This window comes from Pseudomonas sp. SED1 (assembly GCF_034044025.1).
Lineage (GTDB): Bacteria > Pseudomonadota > Gammaproteobacteria > Pseudomonadales > Pseudomonadaceae > Aquipseudomonas.
This window is the reverse complement of the sequence record NZ_JAXCIS010000202.1, coordinates 31,396-45,998: the sequence shown is the minus strand read 5'-3', so window position 1 is coordinate 45,998 and position 14,603 is coordinate 31,396. Positions and strand designations below refer to the sequence as shown.

Here is a 14,603-nt window from a genome sequence, read left to right as displayed (position 1 = left end):
GTTTCACAGATGCACGATGGCCAGGTCCAGGCGGCCGTAATCATTGTCGCTGTGTTCGTTGCGGGGCGGAACATGGTGGGTTTTCATAACCTGATCGCCTTGCAGCGTTTCCAGGTGAATATCGAACCCCCACAGCCGGTGCAGGTGCTTGAGGACCTCTTCAGTGGACTCTCCCAGCGGTTTGCGGTCGTGCTGCTGATGGCGCAGGGTCAGCGAGCGATCGCCGCGTACGTCGATGCTGTAGATCTGCACGTTGGGTTCGCGGTTGCCCAGGTTGTACTGCGCGGCCAGGGTTTCGCGGATGGTGCGGTAACCCGGCTCATCATGGATCGCCGGCACGAGCAGGTCGTCCTTGAGGTCGTCATCCATGATGCTGAACAGCTTGAGGTCACGAATCACCTGAGGTGACAGGTACTGCAGGATGAAGCTTTCATCCTTAAAGCTGCTCATGGCGAACTTGATGGTCGACAACCAATCGCTGCCGGCAATCTCCGGGAACCAGCGGCGGTCTTCTTCGGTGGGGTGTTCGCACATGCGCCGGATGTCGCGGTACATGGCAAAGCCCAGCGCATACGGGTTGATGCCGCTGTAATAAGGGCTGTCGAAGCCCGGTTGATAGACCACGCTGGTATGGGACGTCAGGAACTCCATCATGAAGCCGTCGGTCACCAGGCCTTCGTCGTACAGGTCGTTCATCAAGGTGTAGTGCCAGAACGTGGCCCAGCCTTCGTTCATCACCTGGGTCTGGCGTTGTGGGTAGAAGTACTGGGCAATCTTGCGCACGATCCGCACGATTTCCCGCTGCCAGGGCTCCAGCAACGGCGCGTGCTTTTCGATGAAGTACAGAATGTTTTCCTGAGGTTCGGCGGGGAAGCGCGCATTGTCCTTGTCGCTGTTCTTGCCGGCGCGTTTGGGTATGGTGCGCCACAGGTCGTTGATCTGCTTTTGCAGATGCTCTTCACGGTCCTTCTGGCGCAGCCGTTCTTCTTCGGCGGAAATCGGATAAGGGCGTTTGTAGCGATCGACACCGTAGTTCATCAGCGCATGGCAAGAATCGAGCAAGTCTTCCACTGCATCGATGCCGTGGCGCTCCTCGCACTGCATGATGTACTGCTTGGCGAACACCAGGTAATCGATGATCGAGCTGGCATCAGTCCAGGTGCGGAACAGGTAGTTGCCCTTGAAAAAGCTGTTATGCCCGTAGCACGCATGGGCTACCACCAGTGCCTGCATGCAGATGGTGTTTTCTTCCATCAGGTAGGCAATGCACGGGTCGGAGTTGATGACGATTTCGTAGGCCAGTCCCATCTGGCCGCGGGTGTAGGACTTTTCGGTGCTGAGGAAGTGTTTGCCGTAGGACCAGTGGTGATAACCCAGGGGCATGCCCACGGACGCGTAGGCGTCCATCATCTGTTCGGCGGTGATCACTTCGATCTGGTTGGGGTAGGTGTCCAGGGCATAACCCGCCGCGATGCGGCTGATTTCCTTGTCATAGGCCTGGATCAGCTCGAAGGTCCATTCGGACCCCGTGGATATGGGTTGGCGCTTATGCTCTTTGGCGGTCATGTCACTAACCTGCGCTGGAAGAGTTCACGGAAGACCGGATAGATATCGCCGGCCGAGACCAATTGTTGCTGGGCGAAGGTGTCAGCGAAGGCTTCGCTGATGCGCTCGTATTCGAACCACAGCGCCTGGTGTTCGCGCGGGGTGATTTCGACGTAGGTGTAGTACTGCACGAACGGCATGATCTGGTTGATCAGGATGTCGCGGCAAATGGGTGAGTCGTCGTTCCAGTTGTCGCCGTCGGAGGCCTGGGCGGCGTAGATGTTCCACTCGTTGGCCGGATAGCGTTCAGCCATGATTTCCTGCATCAGCTTCAAGGCGCTGGAAACAATGGTGCCGCCGGTTTCCCGCGAGTAGAAGAACTCCTCTTCGTCGACTTCCCGGGCGCTGGTATGATGGCGGATGAACACCACATCGATCTTGTCGTAGTTACGCTTGAGGAACAGGTACAGCAGGATGAAGAAGCGCTTGGCGATGTCCTTGGTCGCCTGGGTCATGGAGCCGGACACGTCCATCAGGCAGAACATCACCGCCTTGGAACTGGGATTGGGTTGCTTGACCAGGAGGTTGTACTTCAAGTCGAAAGTGTCGAGAAACGGCACGCGGTGAATTCGCGCACTGAGTTTGGCGATTTCGGCTTCAATGTCCTGGATATCGCCGAAGTTGTCCGGCTCTTCGCGTTTCAGGCGCTCCAGTTCCACCTTGGCATCCCGCAGTTTCGCGCGGCTGCTGCCAGACAAGGCGATACGTCGCGCATGAGCCGAGCGCAGGGTGCGGATAATGTTGATCCGCGACGGATTGCCTTCGTTGCTGATCCCGGCGCGCACAGTCTTGAAGGTGTCGGTACCGGTCAGGTTGCGTTTGACCAGGTTGGGCAGTTCCAGATCTTCGAACATGAACTCCAGGAATTCTTCCTGGGTGATCTGGAACACGAACTCATCCATGCCTTCGCCGGAGTTGCCGGCCTTGCCCGGCCCTTTGCCACCCGCGCCGCCTTGAGGCCGCTGGATATGTTCGCCGCTGGTGAATTCCTTGTTGCCGGGATGCACGACAGTCTGTTTGCCGCCCCGGCCGTGATGCAGCACCGGTTCATCGATATCCCGTCCGGGAATGCTGATCTGTTCGCCATGCTCCATGTCAGTGATGGAGCGGCGGCTGACGGCCTCTTCGACGGCCTTTTTGATGTGGTCACGGTAACGCCGCAGGAACCGCTGGCGGTTTACCGTGCTCTTGTTCTTGCCATTGAGACGTCGGTCGATCACATAGCTCATGTAGGAGCCCTCCGGGCAGCTTCAAGTTACAAGCTTCAAGCGGCAAGCTGGAAGCTTAAAGACAAGCGGTCGATTGCCAGGCTGTCCGGCGTACCGGGAGCCTGGCATTGCACGCTTGTCGCTGCCTTACTGCGATTTGCGGACCCGCAAGTACCACTCGGAGAGCAGTCGTACCTGTTTGTCGGTGTAGCCACGCTCGACCATGCGAGTGACGAAGTCGTTGTGTTTTTGCTGATCCTCCTTGCTGGCCTTGGCGTTGAAGCTGATGACCGGCAGCAGATCCTCGGTGTTGGAGAACATTTTCTTCTCGATGACCACCCGCAGCTTCTCGTAGCTGAGCCAGGTAGGGTTCTTGCCATTGTTGTTGGCCCGGGCGCGCAGCACGAAGTTGACGATTTCGTTGCGGAAATCCTTCGGATTGCTGATGCCGGCGGGTTTTTCGATCTTTTCCAGTTCCTCGTTGAGGGCTACGCGGTTGAGGATCTCGCCGGTTTCCGGGTCGCGGTATTCCTGGTCCTGAATCCAGAAGTCTGCGTACAGCACGTAGCGGTCGAAGATGTTCTGGCCGTATTCGCTGTAGGACTCCAGGTACGCGGTCTGGATTTCCTTGCCGATGAACTCGATGTAGCGCGGTGCCAGGTATTCCTTGAGGAAGCGCAGATAGCGCTCGCGGGTTTCAGCCTGGAACTGTTCCTGTTCGATCTGCTGTTCCAGCACGTAGAGCAGGTGTACCGGGTTGGCGGCGATTTCGTGCGGGTCGAAGTTGAAGACCTTGGACAGGATCTTGAACGCAAAGCGTGTCGACAGGCCGTTCATGCCCTCGTCCACACCCGCTGTGTCGCGGTATTCCTGGATCGACTTGGCCTTCGGATCGGTGTCCTTGAGGTTTTCGCCGTCATACACCCGCATCTTCGAGTAGATGTTTGAGTTCTCCGGCTCCTTGAGGCGCGACAGCACGGTGAACTGGGCGAGCATCTTCAGGGTGTCAGGCGCGCAATGGGCCTTGGCCAGGGAGCTGTTGAACAGCAGCTTGTCGTAAATCTTGATTTCATCGCTGACCCGCAGGCAGTACGGCACCTTGACGATGTAGATCCGGTCGATGAAGGCTTCGTTGTTCTTGTTGTTGCGGAAGGTATGCCATTCCGATTCGTTGGAGTGGGCCAGCAGGATGCCGGTAAACGGAATCGCCCCCAGGCCTTCGGTACTGTTGTAGTTACCTTCCTGTGTCGCGGTGAGCAGTGGGTGCAGCACCTTGATCGGTGCCTTGAACATCTCCACGAACTCCATCAGGCCCTGGTTGGCCCGGCACAGTGCGCCCGAGTAGCTATAAGCGTCGGCATCGTTCTGCGGGAATTCTTCGAGTTTGCGGATATCGACCTTACCCACCAGCGCCGAGATGTCTTGGTTGTTCTCGTCACCGGGTTCGGTCTTGGCCACGGCGATCTGGTTGAGGATCGATGGATAGAGCTTCACCACCCGGAACTGGCTGATGTCGCCGCCGAACTCGGCCAGGCGCTTGGTCGCCCAGGGCGACATGATGGTATTGAGGTAGCGCCGTGGAATACCGAAGTCTTCTTCGAGGATCGCGCCATCTTCCGTGGCGTTGAACAGCCCCAGGGGCGACTCGAACACCGGCGAGCCCTTGATGGCGTAGAACGGCACCTTCTCGATCAGTTGTTTGAGCTTCTCGGCCAGGGACGACTTACCGCCGCCGACGGGGCCGAGCAGGTAGAGGATCTGTTTCTTCTCTTCCAGGCCTTGGGCGGCATGGCGGAAATACGAGACGATCTGGTCAATGCATTCTTCCATGCCATGGAAGTCTTCAAAGGCCGGGTAGCGACGGATCACCTTGTTCGAGAAAATTCGCGACAGTCGCGAATTCGCTGCGGTGTCCACCAGCTCCGGCTCGCCAATCGCCAGCAGCAGGCGTTCAGCGGCAGACGCGTAGGCGCTGCGGTCCTTTTTGCACAGTTCGAGATACTCCTGAAGCGAGAGCTCTTCCTGGCGGGTGGACTCGAAGCGTTGTTGGAAGTGGCTAAAAATACTCATGACGTCGTCACCTCGCTCGATACGTGGAGCCGACGCCGGATCAATCAGTCGATGCTGGCAGTCATTGGTGGACACCAATGGCTGTTTCCCCCCAGAACACCCTGAAACGCTACCGATGACCCGTACGCCGGTGTACCGGCTCTCCCCTGATTCGGATGGCCTGCGCTTAAGGATAGTTCGGAATCAGGGAGGTCAAGGCGCGATACGAAATTAGTTTGGCCGCGCCGTTCGTCAGAAACGGCGCGAGGCCAAGCGTCACGCGGGGTAGCGGGGTTTGAAAAAAATTATTGCGCGTCGCCTGCGGCAATTTCTGCAGGATAGGTCGCACGCCATAGCTCAAAGCCACCGTCGAGGCTATACACGTCGGAGAAACCCTGGCTCACCAGATAGGCCGCCGCGCTTTGGCTGGAGTTGCCGTGGTAGCACGCCACAATCACTGGCGCGTCGAGGTCGGCGGCACGGATGAAGTCGGCGATGTTGTGGTTGTCCAGATGCTGGGCGCCACTGATGTGGCCGGCGATGTAGGTGGGCTGGTCGCGGATGTCGACAACCACCGCGCCTTGCTCGCGCAGGGCCTGGGCTTGCTCGGGAGGGATGCGTTTGAATTCAGTCATGGCGGGATCCTTTGGCCTGTATGAAAGCGCGGCTCAGCGCTTTGCCGTGGCCTGCTGTTGTTCGGGAATGGGGGCTTCGCACTGGCAGCTCACGCGCTCGCCGGTGTCGATGTTCATCAGGGTCATGGCGCCGCCCCACACACAGCCGGTGTCGAGGGCGAATACGCCTGGTTCATCACATTTGCCTTCCAGAGCTGCCCAGTGGCCGAAGATGATCTTCGTTTCACGGGTCTTGCGTTCCTTGTGGGCGAACCAGGGCTTGTAGCCGGGCAGCGCGGTGTCGGCGCCTTCCTTGCTCTTGAGGTCCAGTTTGCCTTCGGCGGTGCAGAAGCGCATGCGGGTGAAGTAGTTGGTGATCACCCGCAGGCGGGCGACGCCGGTGAGTTCGTTGTCCCACTTCACCGGATCGTTGCCGTACATGCCATCCAGGTAAGCCGTGTACAGGTTGTCATCGGCCAGGGCGGCTTCGACTTCGCCGGCACACTTGAGGGCTTTCTTCAGCGTCCACTGCGGTGGAATGCCGGCATGCACCAAGGCCATGTCACGGCTCTCGTCGTAGTGCATGATTTTTTGCCGGCGCAGCCAGTCAAGCAGCTCGACGCGATCCGGAGCCTCGAGGATTTCCCGCAGGGTATCGCCCTTTTTCAGGCGCTCGATGTTATTGCCGGCCGCCAGCAGGTGCAGGTCATGGTTGCCCAGCACACACACCAGGGAGTCGCGCATGCCATAAAGGAAGCGCAGGGTTTCCAGGGATTGCGGGCCACGATTGACCAAGTCGCCTACCAGCCACAGGCGATCCTTGGCTGGATCGAAGGCCACGCGGTCGAGCAGGCACTTGAGCGGTTCCAGGCAGCCTTGCAGGTCACCGACGGCATACGTCGCCATCAGTGCAGGGCTCCGGGGACCGCGAGGCGGAATGGGGCGATGACGGCGTCGAAGTGTTTGCCGTCCTCGGCGAGCATCTGGTAGCTGCCTTGCATGTTGCCGACGCGGGAGGTCATGACCGTGCCGCTGCTGTAGGTGTGGCTCTTGCCGGGGGCGATCAGCGGTTGTTGGCCGACCACGCCGGCGCCGCGGACTTCCTCGACCTGGCCGTCACCGTCGGTGATGACCCAATGGCGCGACAGCAGCTTGGCAGGCAGCTCGCCATTGTTTTGCACGGTAATGGTGTAGGCGAACGCAAAGCGGTTCTGCTCGGGTTGCGATTGTTCCGCCAGAAAGCGGGTGACGACGCTGACGTCGATCTGATAACGAGGATCGGACATGCAAGAGGCCTTAAAAGCAAAAGCGGGGGAACAGCGGATGCCGATCAGTCTAGGCCAAGTGGTGGGCACTAGGCCAGACATGCTGTCTGGCCGTGCCCGACTCTACTTTATTCGGCCGCTGGCGCAGGCTGAATGGCGAGTTGGTCAGCCAGGCGCACGAAGGCGGCCAGGTCCAGCTGCTCGGGGCGCAGGCTGCCGTCGACGCCGGCGGCTTCGATTTCAGCGTTGCTGAGCAAAGCCTTCAACGTATTGCGCAAGGTCTTGCGGCGTTGGTTGAACGCTTCGCGCACCACGCGTTCCAGCAATTTATGATCTTTGGCCGGGTGCGGCAGTACCGCGTGAGGCACCAGGCGCACGATGGCGGAGTCGACCTTCGGCGGTGGGTTGAACGCCCCCGGGCCGACGTTGAACAGGTGCTCTACGCGGCAATGGTACTGAACCATGATCGACAGGCGACCCCAATCACCACCGCCAGGACCCGCGGCCAGACGCTCAACCACTTCCTTTTGCAGCATGAAATGCATGTCGCGGATGATGCCGGCGTTGTTCAGCAGGTGAAAAATCAGCGGGGTGGATATGTTGTACGGCAGGTTGCCGACCACCCGCAGGCTGTTGGGCGCCGCATTGAGGCTGGTGAAGTCGAACTTCAGCGCATCGCCTTGGTGCAGGTTGAAATTGGGCATGCCGGCGAACTGCTGGTTGAGGATCGGGATCAGGTCCTTGTCCAACTCAACCACGTCCAACTGGCCGCCGCTCTTCAGCAGGCCTTGGGTCAGGGCGCCCTGGCCCGGGCCGATTTCCAGCAGGCGGTCTTCGGGCTTGGCATGGATGGAGCGCAGGATGCGATCAATCACGCCAGCGTCGTGCAGGAAGTTTTGCCCGAAACGCTTGCGCGCCCGGTGTTGGTAATGCTCAGTCATATACGGGTCTCGGCCATCTGATAGGCGGTTTCCAGGGCCACGTGCAGGCTGCCGGTATCGATCTTGCCGCTGCCGGCGAGGTCCAGGGCGGTGCCATGGTCGACGGAGGTGCGGATGATCGGCAGGCCCAGTGTCACGTTGACGGCGGCGCCGAAGCCTTTGTACTTCAGCACGGGCAGCCCCTGGTCATGGTACATCGCCAGCACTGCGTCGCAGTGCTCCAGATATTTGGGGGTAAACAGAGTGTCGGCAGGCAATGGGCCGCGCAGGTCCATGCCCTCAAGGCGCAGACGCTCCAGGGTTGGTTCGATGATGTCGATTTCTTCATGGCCCAAGTGACCACCTTCACCGGCGTGGGGGTTGAGCCCACAGACCAGGATGCGTGGTTGGGCGATGCCGAATTTCTGTTGCAGGTCGGCGTGCAGGATGCGTGTCACACGCTCCAGTCGCTCGGGGGTAATGGCGTCGGCAATCTCGCGCAGGGGCAGGTGAGTGGTCACCAGCGCCACCCGCAGGTCACCGGTTGCCAGCATCATCACCACTTGTTCGGTATGGGTCAGCTCAGCGAGGAATTCGGTATGGCCCGAAAAGGCGATCCCGGACTCGTTGATCACACCCTTGTGCACCGGGGCGGTGATCATTCCCGCGAAATCCCCGTTGATGCAGCCTTGGCCGGCCCGTGTCAGGGTTTCCAGGACAAAGGCAGCGTTGGCCTTGTTCAGTTGCCCGGCGACGACCTTGGCCTGCAGCGGGGTATCCCATACGTACAGGCTGTTGGCTGGCGCCGGCAGATCAGGCCAGTTGCCCGGGCCGACCGACAGCAGATCGACGGCCACGCCCAACTGCGCGGCCCGCTCAAGGAGCAGGTCGCGGCTGGTAATGGCAATCAGGGGATGTGGCTGGGTGTGCGAGGCGAGCAGCAGGCACAGGTCAGGACCAATGCCGGCCGGCTCGCCGGGTGTCAATGCGAAACGCTTGGGTTTCACTGGGCTGCCTGGTCGGTGCCTGTTTGGTCGGCGCCAGGAAGCTTGTTCTCTACGTAGGCTTCGTCACGGATCTGACGCAACCACGTTTGCAGCTCTTCGTCGTATTTGCGGTTACGCAGTACGGTCAGTGCTTGTTGCTCGCGGGCCTGGGCGGTGTTGTCAGTGGCGCGACGGCCAAGGACTTCCAGCACATGCCAGCCATATTGGGTCTTGAACGGCTTGGACAGTACGCCTTGCGGAGTCTTGGCCATGACGTCCTGGAACTCTGGAACCAGTGCTTTCGGGTCGATCCAGTTCAGGTCGCCGCCGTTAAGCGCCGAACCCGGGTCTTCGGAATAGCTCTTCGCCAGTTCGCCGAAGTCTTCGCCCGCTTCGATGCGGTCATACAGCTTCTGGGCCAGTTCCTTGGTTTGGGCTTCGGTACGGATCTCGCTTGGCTTGACCAGGATGTGACGAACGTGAACTTCGTCCTTCATCTGGGCTTCTTCGCCACCGCGCTTGCCGAGCAACTTGAGGATGATGAAACCGCCTGGCGTACGGGCAGGCTGGGTGAGGCCACCGACTTCCATGGCGCTCAGCTCGCGGTCGAACGGTGGTGGCAGTTGAGCGGCTTTACGCCAGCCCATGTCACCGCCTTCAAGGGCGTTGTCGCTGCCGGACTGGGCAATGGCCATCTGAGCAAAGTCAGCGCCTTGCTTGAGCCGGTCATAGATAGCCTGGGTTTTCGCTGCGGCAGCATTGAGCTGTTCAGCGTTGGCGCTGTCTGGGGTAGGAACCAGGATGTTGGCCAGGTGCAGTTCTTCGGAAAGCTGCATCTTGCCAAGGTCAGAGGCCAGGAAGTTCTTCACTTCCTGCTCGGACACCTGAACCCGCTCGGCCACACGGCGCTGACGCACACGGCTGATGATCATTTCACGGCGAATCTGGTCACGGGCGTCCTCATAGGACAGGCCATCGTGAGCCAGGGCGGCGCGGAACTGATCAACACTCATGTTGTTGCGCTGGGCGATGGTGCCGACAGCCTGGTTCAATTCTTCGTCGCTGATACGGATGCCGGAGCGATCGCCGATCTGCAATTGCAGGTTTTCAACGATCAGGCGCTCAAGCACCTGCTGGTCCAGCACGCTGGTCGGCGGTACGCCGCCGCCACGCTTGGCGATAGTTTGCTGAACTTCCTTGACCCGTTGGTCCAGTTGGCTCTGCATGATCACGTCGTTATCGACGATGGCCACTACCTTATCCAGCGGTTGAACCGCAGCGTGAGCTGCGGCAGTACCCAGGAACAGCGCGCCCAGCATCAGCGGGCGCAGACAATCAGAAAGCTTGGTCTTCACGTTCACGATAACCTTCAATGCCTTTGTCGAGGAAGCTCTCTACCTTGGCGCCGGTCAGGCCGCCGAGTCCTTTGAGGACAACTTGGAAGAAGAGCCCGTGGTCACCCTTTTCGTTCAGCGGGGCGATCTGGCTGTATTCGTCGTTGGAAACCCAGTAACGGTTGATGACGCGCAGTTTCCAGCAGCAGTTGTCGTACTCGAAACCACCGAAGGCTTCCAGGGTACGGTTGCGTGCGTAGTCATACTGCCAGCGGGTGATCAGGTTCCACTGAGGAATGATCGGCCACATCATCGAGAAGTCGTGTTGCTGGATTTTGTAGTAATCCTTCACGAAGTTTTCTGTGCCCGGAGTGCCGTAGTCACCACCAAACTGCCATTTGCCGGTCAACTGGTTGTAGACCACTTGGTCGTTGCGATAGCGATAACCAAGATTGACTACCTTATTTGGGTTGTCTTCCGGTTGGTAATGGAACATTGCACTGCCTGAGCGTGGGCTACGGCTTTCAGTGTCCCAGTTGTAGTTGGCAGTCGCGCGCCAATCACGGTTGAAACGGAACTCGTAGTCCAAAGCGATTGGAGAGACGTTTGAGTGAGCGTCGTCCCGCGTCGCTGGGTCGATGCCCGGCAACTGCACTTCACGGTCCTTGAAATACACAGCCTGGCCAACAGAGATACGCTGACGCTCAAAGCCGTTTTCTTCGATCCAGCGGTTGGTTACGCCGAGGGACAGCTTATTTTCGTCACCAATGCGATCAGACCCGGTGAAGCGGTTTTCACGGAACAGCGAGTCATAGTCAAATGTCGATTCGCTCGTATCGAATACCGGGATATCGGTCTGGTCTTTCTCCGGAACGTAGAGATAGAACAGGCGAGGTTCGAGCGTTTGGCGATAGGTCTTACCGAACCATTGCGTGTCGCGGTCGAAGTAGAGACCGCTGTCGATACTTGCAATCGGAATCGCGCGATCTTGCGAGCTTTTGAATTCTTCACCGAGAGACGATGCGCCAGCCCGGTTTGTCAGCAAGTCATTTTTGCCCGTGCTGTCCAAATCCAAGTCGTACTTGGTGTAGACATATTTAAGCTTTGGCTTGATATAGCCATACGTCCAGTCAAGAGGAAGCGAAACACTGGGTGCAAGGTTCAGACGATTGCCGTTGGCTCGGTTAAGGCCTAGTACATAGCTATCCAGCCGCAGAGACTGGGCGCCATTTTCATCGGTAAATATGCCCTTCTCAAGGTCTCGGTCAAATCTTACAGCTTCGGTATCGTAGGAGAAGTCCAGACCGGCCGGATGGTAAGGCAGCGTACCATTGAAGGTCACCTGTGGAAGGCGATTGTAAGGTGTGATCTGGGAAACTGTCGCCAGCTGGTAAGCCTGCAAATTCAGACGCGCCTGGTAGGTATCCCCACGATAGGTCACCGAACCCTGCTGGTTCACATAGTCTTGGGTCTTGATCCCTTCCTGATAGGACTTCAAATCCTGGAAGTAATAAGGATCGCTGATATTCGTGTAATCAACCTGGGTCAGTACACGCGAATCCAACCCGCCCTTATGCTGCCAGTTGAGCATATAACGAGTTTTTTCGTAGTCGGTCTGCAGCTTGCGCTCGTCGCTATCGTCGTTCAGGTACGCGCCGCCAAACTGCCCTTCGCTGGACTTGGTGAGGTAGCGGAATTCGCCTTCCATCAACATGCCGCGCTTGGTCATGTATTGCGGGTACAACGTGGCATCGTAGTTCGGCGCCAGGTTGAAGTAGTACGGCGTAACCAGCGTGAAGCCAGTCTCGCTGCCGGTGCTGAAGCTCGGCGGCAGGAAGCCGGATTGACGACGGTTGTCGATCGGGAAGTAGATGTACGGGGTGTAAAGGATCGGAATGTCCTTCACTCGCAACGTCACGTTGGTCGCCGTACCGAAACCGGTGGCCGGGTTGAGCGTGATGTTGTTGCCCTTGAGCTGCCAGGCGTTGCTGTTCGGCTCACAGGTGGTGTACGTACCGTCCTTGAGACGGATGATCGCGTTCTCGGCACGCTTGGCGTACAGGGCGTTGCCGCGGATGCGCGATTTGTGCATCACGTATTCGGCGTTGTCGACCTTGGCCGCGCCGGTGTCCAGTTGGACTTCAGCGTGGTCGCCCACCAGCAGGGCACCGTTGTCGCGCAGACGGACGTTGCCGTTCAGCTCGCCACGGTTCTCGGCCTGGTAGAGGTTGGCCTCGTCGGCCTCGACCTGCATGCTGCCCTGGCGCATGACGACGTCACCGGCCAGGGAGGCAACTTGCTGTTCCTGCTCGTAACGAGAGACCTTGGCGCCGATGAAAGTCGGTGCGTCGCTCTTGTTCGTCTTGTCGTTCATGCCAGGACGGATCGGTTCGATGTACGCGCCGGAGCAGTACGGGCCGGTTTCGGCCAGTTGCGCAGCGGTGAGCTTCTCGCGAGGGACCCAGTCCAGATGGCTGTAGTCGGCGCTGCGCGAACGCAGGCCGCGGCCCTTGGCTTCGGTGACCAATGTGGTCTGCGGCACGGCCTCGGCAGTGCCAGCAGACTCGCCTTGCGGCGTGCTGCTGGCAGAGCTGACGGCACTGCCGTCATGCACCGGGCGCGGTGGCAGCGGGGCTGCGGCCGTCTTCGGCGCGCAATCCCAGGCACCCGAAGCAGAGACTGAGCAGTCATACTGTTCTGCGGCGACCACGAATGAGGTGGCGAAAGGTTGCATGGCCAGCAGACTGCCGGTTACCAGCAACGGAAATTTTCTACGAAACGCGGGGGATTTCAATGCCATCTTATTAGTCCGGGCTTCCTGCGTGCCATCTGCCCGCGGTGTGGGCCGCACGCCTCTCGATGGTCTGAAAAAGATGCGTGATAATAAAGCATGACCCGCTTGACGGCTAGCGCCGTCGGAGACCCTTGTAATGCCCGACCAAGATCTACGTTTGCAACAGCTGAAAGTCTGGCTTGATGAGCAATTGCCTCGCCTTTTTACCGCCCAAGGCTGGGGTCTCGTACCCCCGGCCACGTTGACTGCGGCCAGCAGTGACGCGAGTTTCAGGCGTTACTTCCGGTGGGACGGAGGAGGTCGCAGTTTTGTCGTAATGGACGCTCCACCCCCCCAGGAAAACTGCAAACCTTTCGTCGATATCGCGCATTTTCTCGGTCAGTCGGGAATAAATGTTCCGAAAATTTATGCGCAAGATCTGATTCGCGGCTTTCTTTTGCTTAACGACCTGGGGAAAAAAACCTATCTGGACGTGATTGACGAGCAAAATGCCGATCAATTGTTCGCCGATGCCATCGATGCGTTGCTCGCTTTCCAGCAATTGCCGATGGAGACGCCATTGCCAAGCTATGACGTTGCTCTGTTACGTCGGGAGCTGGAATTGTTTCCTGAATGGTACGTTCGCCGGGAGTTGGGCATCGAGTTCGACGCGCGGCAACTTGCCCTGTGGCAGCGCGTCAGCGATCACCTGATCGACAGCGCCCTGGCCCAGCCCAAGGTGCTGGTGCACCGCGACTACATGCCGCGCAACCTGATGATCAGCGAGCCTAACCCCGGCGTGCTGGATTTCCAGGATGCGGTCTACGGCCCGGTGACCTACGACATCACGTGCCTGTTCAAGGATGCGTTCCTCAGTTGGCCGAAAGCCCGCGTACGGGAATGGCAGCGCGGTTATTGGCAGCGCGCCGGCGCGCTGGGCATCCCGGTGCAGTCGGACTTCGAAGAGTTCCTGCGAGCCAGCGACCTGATGGGCGTGCAGCGTCACCTGAAGGTGATCGGCATCTTCGCGCGCATTTGCCATCGCGATGGTAAGCCACGCTACCTGGCGGACGTGCCGCGCTTCTTTGCTTATATAGAGGCGGTGCTCGCAGACCGGCCAGAGTTGAGCGAACTGGGTGAGTTGCTGGCGAGCCTGCGCGTCGAGGCGGCGGTATGAAGGCCATGATCCTGGCCGCCGGCAAAGGTGAGCGGATGCGTCCGCTCACCCTGCACACGCCCAAGCCGCTGATCCAGGCCGGCGGCAAGCGCCTGATCGAGTATCACCTCGAGGCGCTGGCGAAAGCCGGCTTCACCGATATCGTCATCAACCATGCCTGGCTCGGCCAGCAGATCGAAGGTTACCTGGGGGACGGCGCGCAGTACGGCGTACGTATCCAGTACTCGGCCGAAGGCGAGCCGCTGGAAACCGGCGGCGGCATTTTCAAGGCCTTGCCGTTGCTGGGGGACGAACCGTTCCTGGTGGTCAATGGCGACATCTGGACCGATTACGACTTCGCCAGCCTGAACCAGCCGTTGAATGGCCTGGCCCACCTGGTAATGGTCGACAACCCGCCCCATCACCCGTCCGGCGGTGACTTCTACATAAAGGACGGCACACTTCATGATGCTGCTCCCGGTGCCGATAACCTGACCTTCAGTGGCATTTCCGTGCTCGACCCGAAGTTGTTCGCGGGTTGCAGTGCGGGTGCTTTCAAGCTGGCGCCGCTGTTGCGTGACGCCATGGCGAAAGGGTTGGTGACGGGGGAACACATGAACGGACGCTGGATCGATGTCGGGACGCTGGAGCGCCTGGCGCAAGTCGAAACCCTGCTGACAGCGGGGCACTAGG

Annotated in this window: 12 protein-coding genes; 2 read left to right on the top strand and 10 right to left on the bottom strand. The window is 59.2% G+C overall.

Translation table 11 applies throughout. The features are described from left to right. Positions 1 to 3: 3 nt before the first annotated feature. The 10 genes from SNL23_RS25850 to SNL23_RS25805 form a co-directional block, all read right to left on the bottom strand. Positions 4 to 1,566 (bottom strand): SpoVR family protein, encoded by a 1,563-nt coding sequence (locus SNL23_RS25850; protein ID WP_167664177.1) that lies wholly within the window; start codon positions 1,564 to 1,566, stop codon positions 4 to 6. After that, positions 1,563 to 2,834 carry a YeaH/YhbH family protein gene (locus SNL23_RS25845; protein ID WP_318304034.1) on the bottom strand — a complete coding sequence of 424 codons (1,272 nt, stop codon included), beginning with the start codon at positions 2,832 to 2,834 and terminating at the stop codon, positions 1,563 to 1,565. The genes SNL23_RS25850 and SNL23_RS25845 overlap by 4 nt, the downstream gene beginning before the upstream one ends. Before the next feature lie 126 nt (positions 2,835 to 2,960). Further along, positions 2,961 to 4,883, bottom strand: a complete 1,923-nt coding sequence (locus SNL23_RS25840; RefSeq protein WP_003210999.1) for a PrkA family serine protein kinase — start codon at positions 4,881 to 4,883, stop codon at positions 2,961 to 2,963. Positions 4,884 to 5,167: 284 nt separating this feature from the next. Then, positions 5,168 to 5,497, bottom strand: coding sequence for a thiosulfate sulfurtransferase GlpE (glpE, locus tag SNL23_RS25835; RefSeq protein WP_003210998.1), 330 nt, complete (start codon positions 5,495 to 5,497; stop codon positions 5,168 to 5,170). A 33-nt stretch (positions 5,498 to 5,530) separates the two neighbouring features. After that, positions 5,531 to 6,382, bottom strand: a complete 852-nt coding sequence (locus tag SNL23_RS25830) for a symmetrical bis(5'-nucleosyl)-tetraphosphatase (protein WP_076017894.1) — start codon at positions 6,380 to 6,382, stop codon at positions 5,531 to 5,533. Further along, complete coding sequence (apaG, locus tag SNL23_RS25825) at positions 6,382 to 6,762, bottom strand: Co2+/Mg2+ efflux protein ApaG (RefSeq protein WP_076017895.1); 381 nt, start codon at positions 6,760 to 6,762, stop codon at positions 6,382 to 6,384. Before apaG ends, SNL23_RS25830 begins: the two co-directional genes overlap by 1 nt. 107 nt (positions 6,763 to 6,869) lie before the next feature. Continuing rightward, on the bottom strand, positions 6,870 to 7,682 hold the full coding sequence (rsmA, locus tag SNL23_RS25820) for a 16S rRNA (adenine(1518)-N(6)/adenine(1519)-N(6))-dimethyltransferase RsmA (RefSeq protein ID WP_076017896.1): 813 nt from the start codon (positions 7,680 to 7,682) through the stop codon (positions 6,870 to 6,872). Further along, positions 7,679 to 8,668: a 4-hydroxythreonine-4-phosphate dehydrogenase PdxA gene (gene pdxA, locus SNL23_RS25815; protein ID WP_076017897.1), complete on the bottom strand. Its 990-nt coding sequence runs from the start codon at positions 8,666 to 8,668 to the stop codon at positions 7,679 to 7,681. The genes rsmA and pdxA overlap by 4 nt, the downstream gene beginning before the upstream one ends. Next, positions 8,665 to 10,002, bottom strand: coding sequence for a peptidylprolyl isomerase (locus SNL23_RS25810; protein WP_412104273.1), 1,338 nt, complete (start codon positions 10,000 to 10,002; stop codon positions 8,665 to 8,667). The genes pdxA and SNL23_RS25810 overlap by 4 nt, the downstream gene beginning before the upstream one ends. Then, entirely contained in the window at positions 9,983 to 12,781 is a 2,799-nt protein-coding gene (locus SNL23_RS25805; RefSeq protein ID WP_318304028.1) for an LPS-assembly protein LptD, read from the bottom strand. Before SNL23_RS25805 ends, SNL23_RS25810 begins: the two co-directional genes overlap by 20 nt. Positions 12,782 to 12,911: 130 nt before the next feature. Here SNL23_RS25805 and SNL23_RS25800 point away from each other — a divergent pair, with 130 nt between their 5' ends. Together SNL23_RS25800 and murU are read left to right on the top strand one after the other, a co-directional pair. Then, positions 12,912 to 13,931: an aminoglycoside phosphotransferase family protein gene (locus tag SNL23_RS25800; protein WP_318304026.1), complete on the top strand. Its 1,020-nt coding sequence runs from the start codon at positions 12,912 to 12,914 to the stop codon at positions 13,929 to 13,931. Beyond that, positions 13,928 to 14,602, top strand: a complete 675-nt coding sequence (murU, locus tag SNL23_RS25795) for an N-acetylmuramate alpha-1-phosphate uridylyltransferase MurU (protein ID WP_318304024.1) — start codon at positions 13,928 to 13,930, stop codon at positions 14,600 to 14,602. Before SNL23_RS25800 ends, murU begins: the two co-directional genes overlap by 4 nt. The last annotated feature ends 1 nt before the right edge of the window (position 14,603 follow it).

Bases quoted from the DNA above. Each gene is read 5' to 3' on its own strand.
- SNL23_RS25830 (WP_076017894.1), bottom strand. From the start codon at position 6,382: ATGGCGACGTATGCCGTCGGTGACCTGCAAGGCTGCCTGGAACCGCTC.
- SNL23_RS25850 (WP_167664177.1), bottom strand. From the start codon at position 1,566: ATGACCGCCAAAGAGCATAAGCGCCAACCCATATCCACGGGGTCCGAA.
- SNL23_RS25845 (WP_318304034.1), bottom strand. From the start codon at position 2,834: ATGAGCTATGTGATCGACCGACGTCTCAATGGCAAGAACAAGAGCACG.
- glpE (WP_003210998.1), bottom strand. From the start codon at position 5,497: ATGACTGAATTCAAACGCATCCCTCCCGAGCAAGCCCAGGCCCTGCGC.
- rsmA (WP_076017896.1), bottom strand. From the start codon at position 7,682: ATGACTGAGCATTACCAACACCGGGCGCGCAAGCGTTTCGGGCAAAAC.
- SNL23_RS25840 (WP_003210999.1), bottom strand. From the start codon at position 4,883: ATGAGTATTTTTAGCCACTTCCAACAACGCTTCGAGTCCACCCGCCAG.
- SNL23_RS25800 (WP_318304026.1), top strand. From the start codon at position 12,912: ATGCCCGACCAAGATCTACGTTTGCAACAGCTGAAAGTCTGGCTTGAT.
- SNL23_RS25805 (WP_318304028.1), bottom strand. From the start codon at position 12,781: ATGGCATTGAAATCCCCCGCGTTTCGTAGAAAATTTCCGTTGCTGGTA.
- murU (WP_318304024.1), top strand. From the start codon at position 13,928: ATGAAGGCCATGATCCTGGCCGCCGGCAAAGGTGAGCGGATGCGTCCG.
- apaG (WP_076017895.1), bottom strand. From the start codon at position 6,762: ATGTCCGATCCTCGTTATCAGATCGACGTCAGCGTCGTCACCCGCTTT.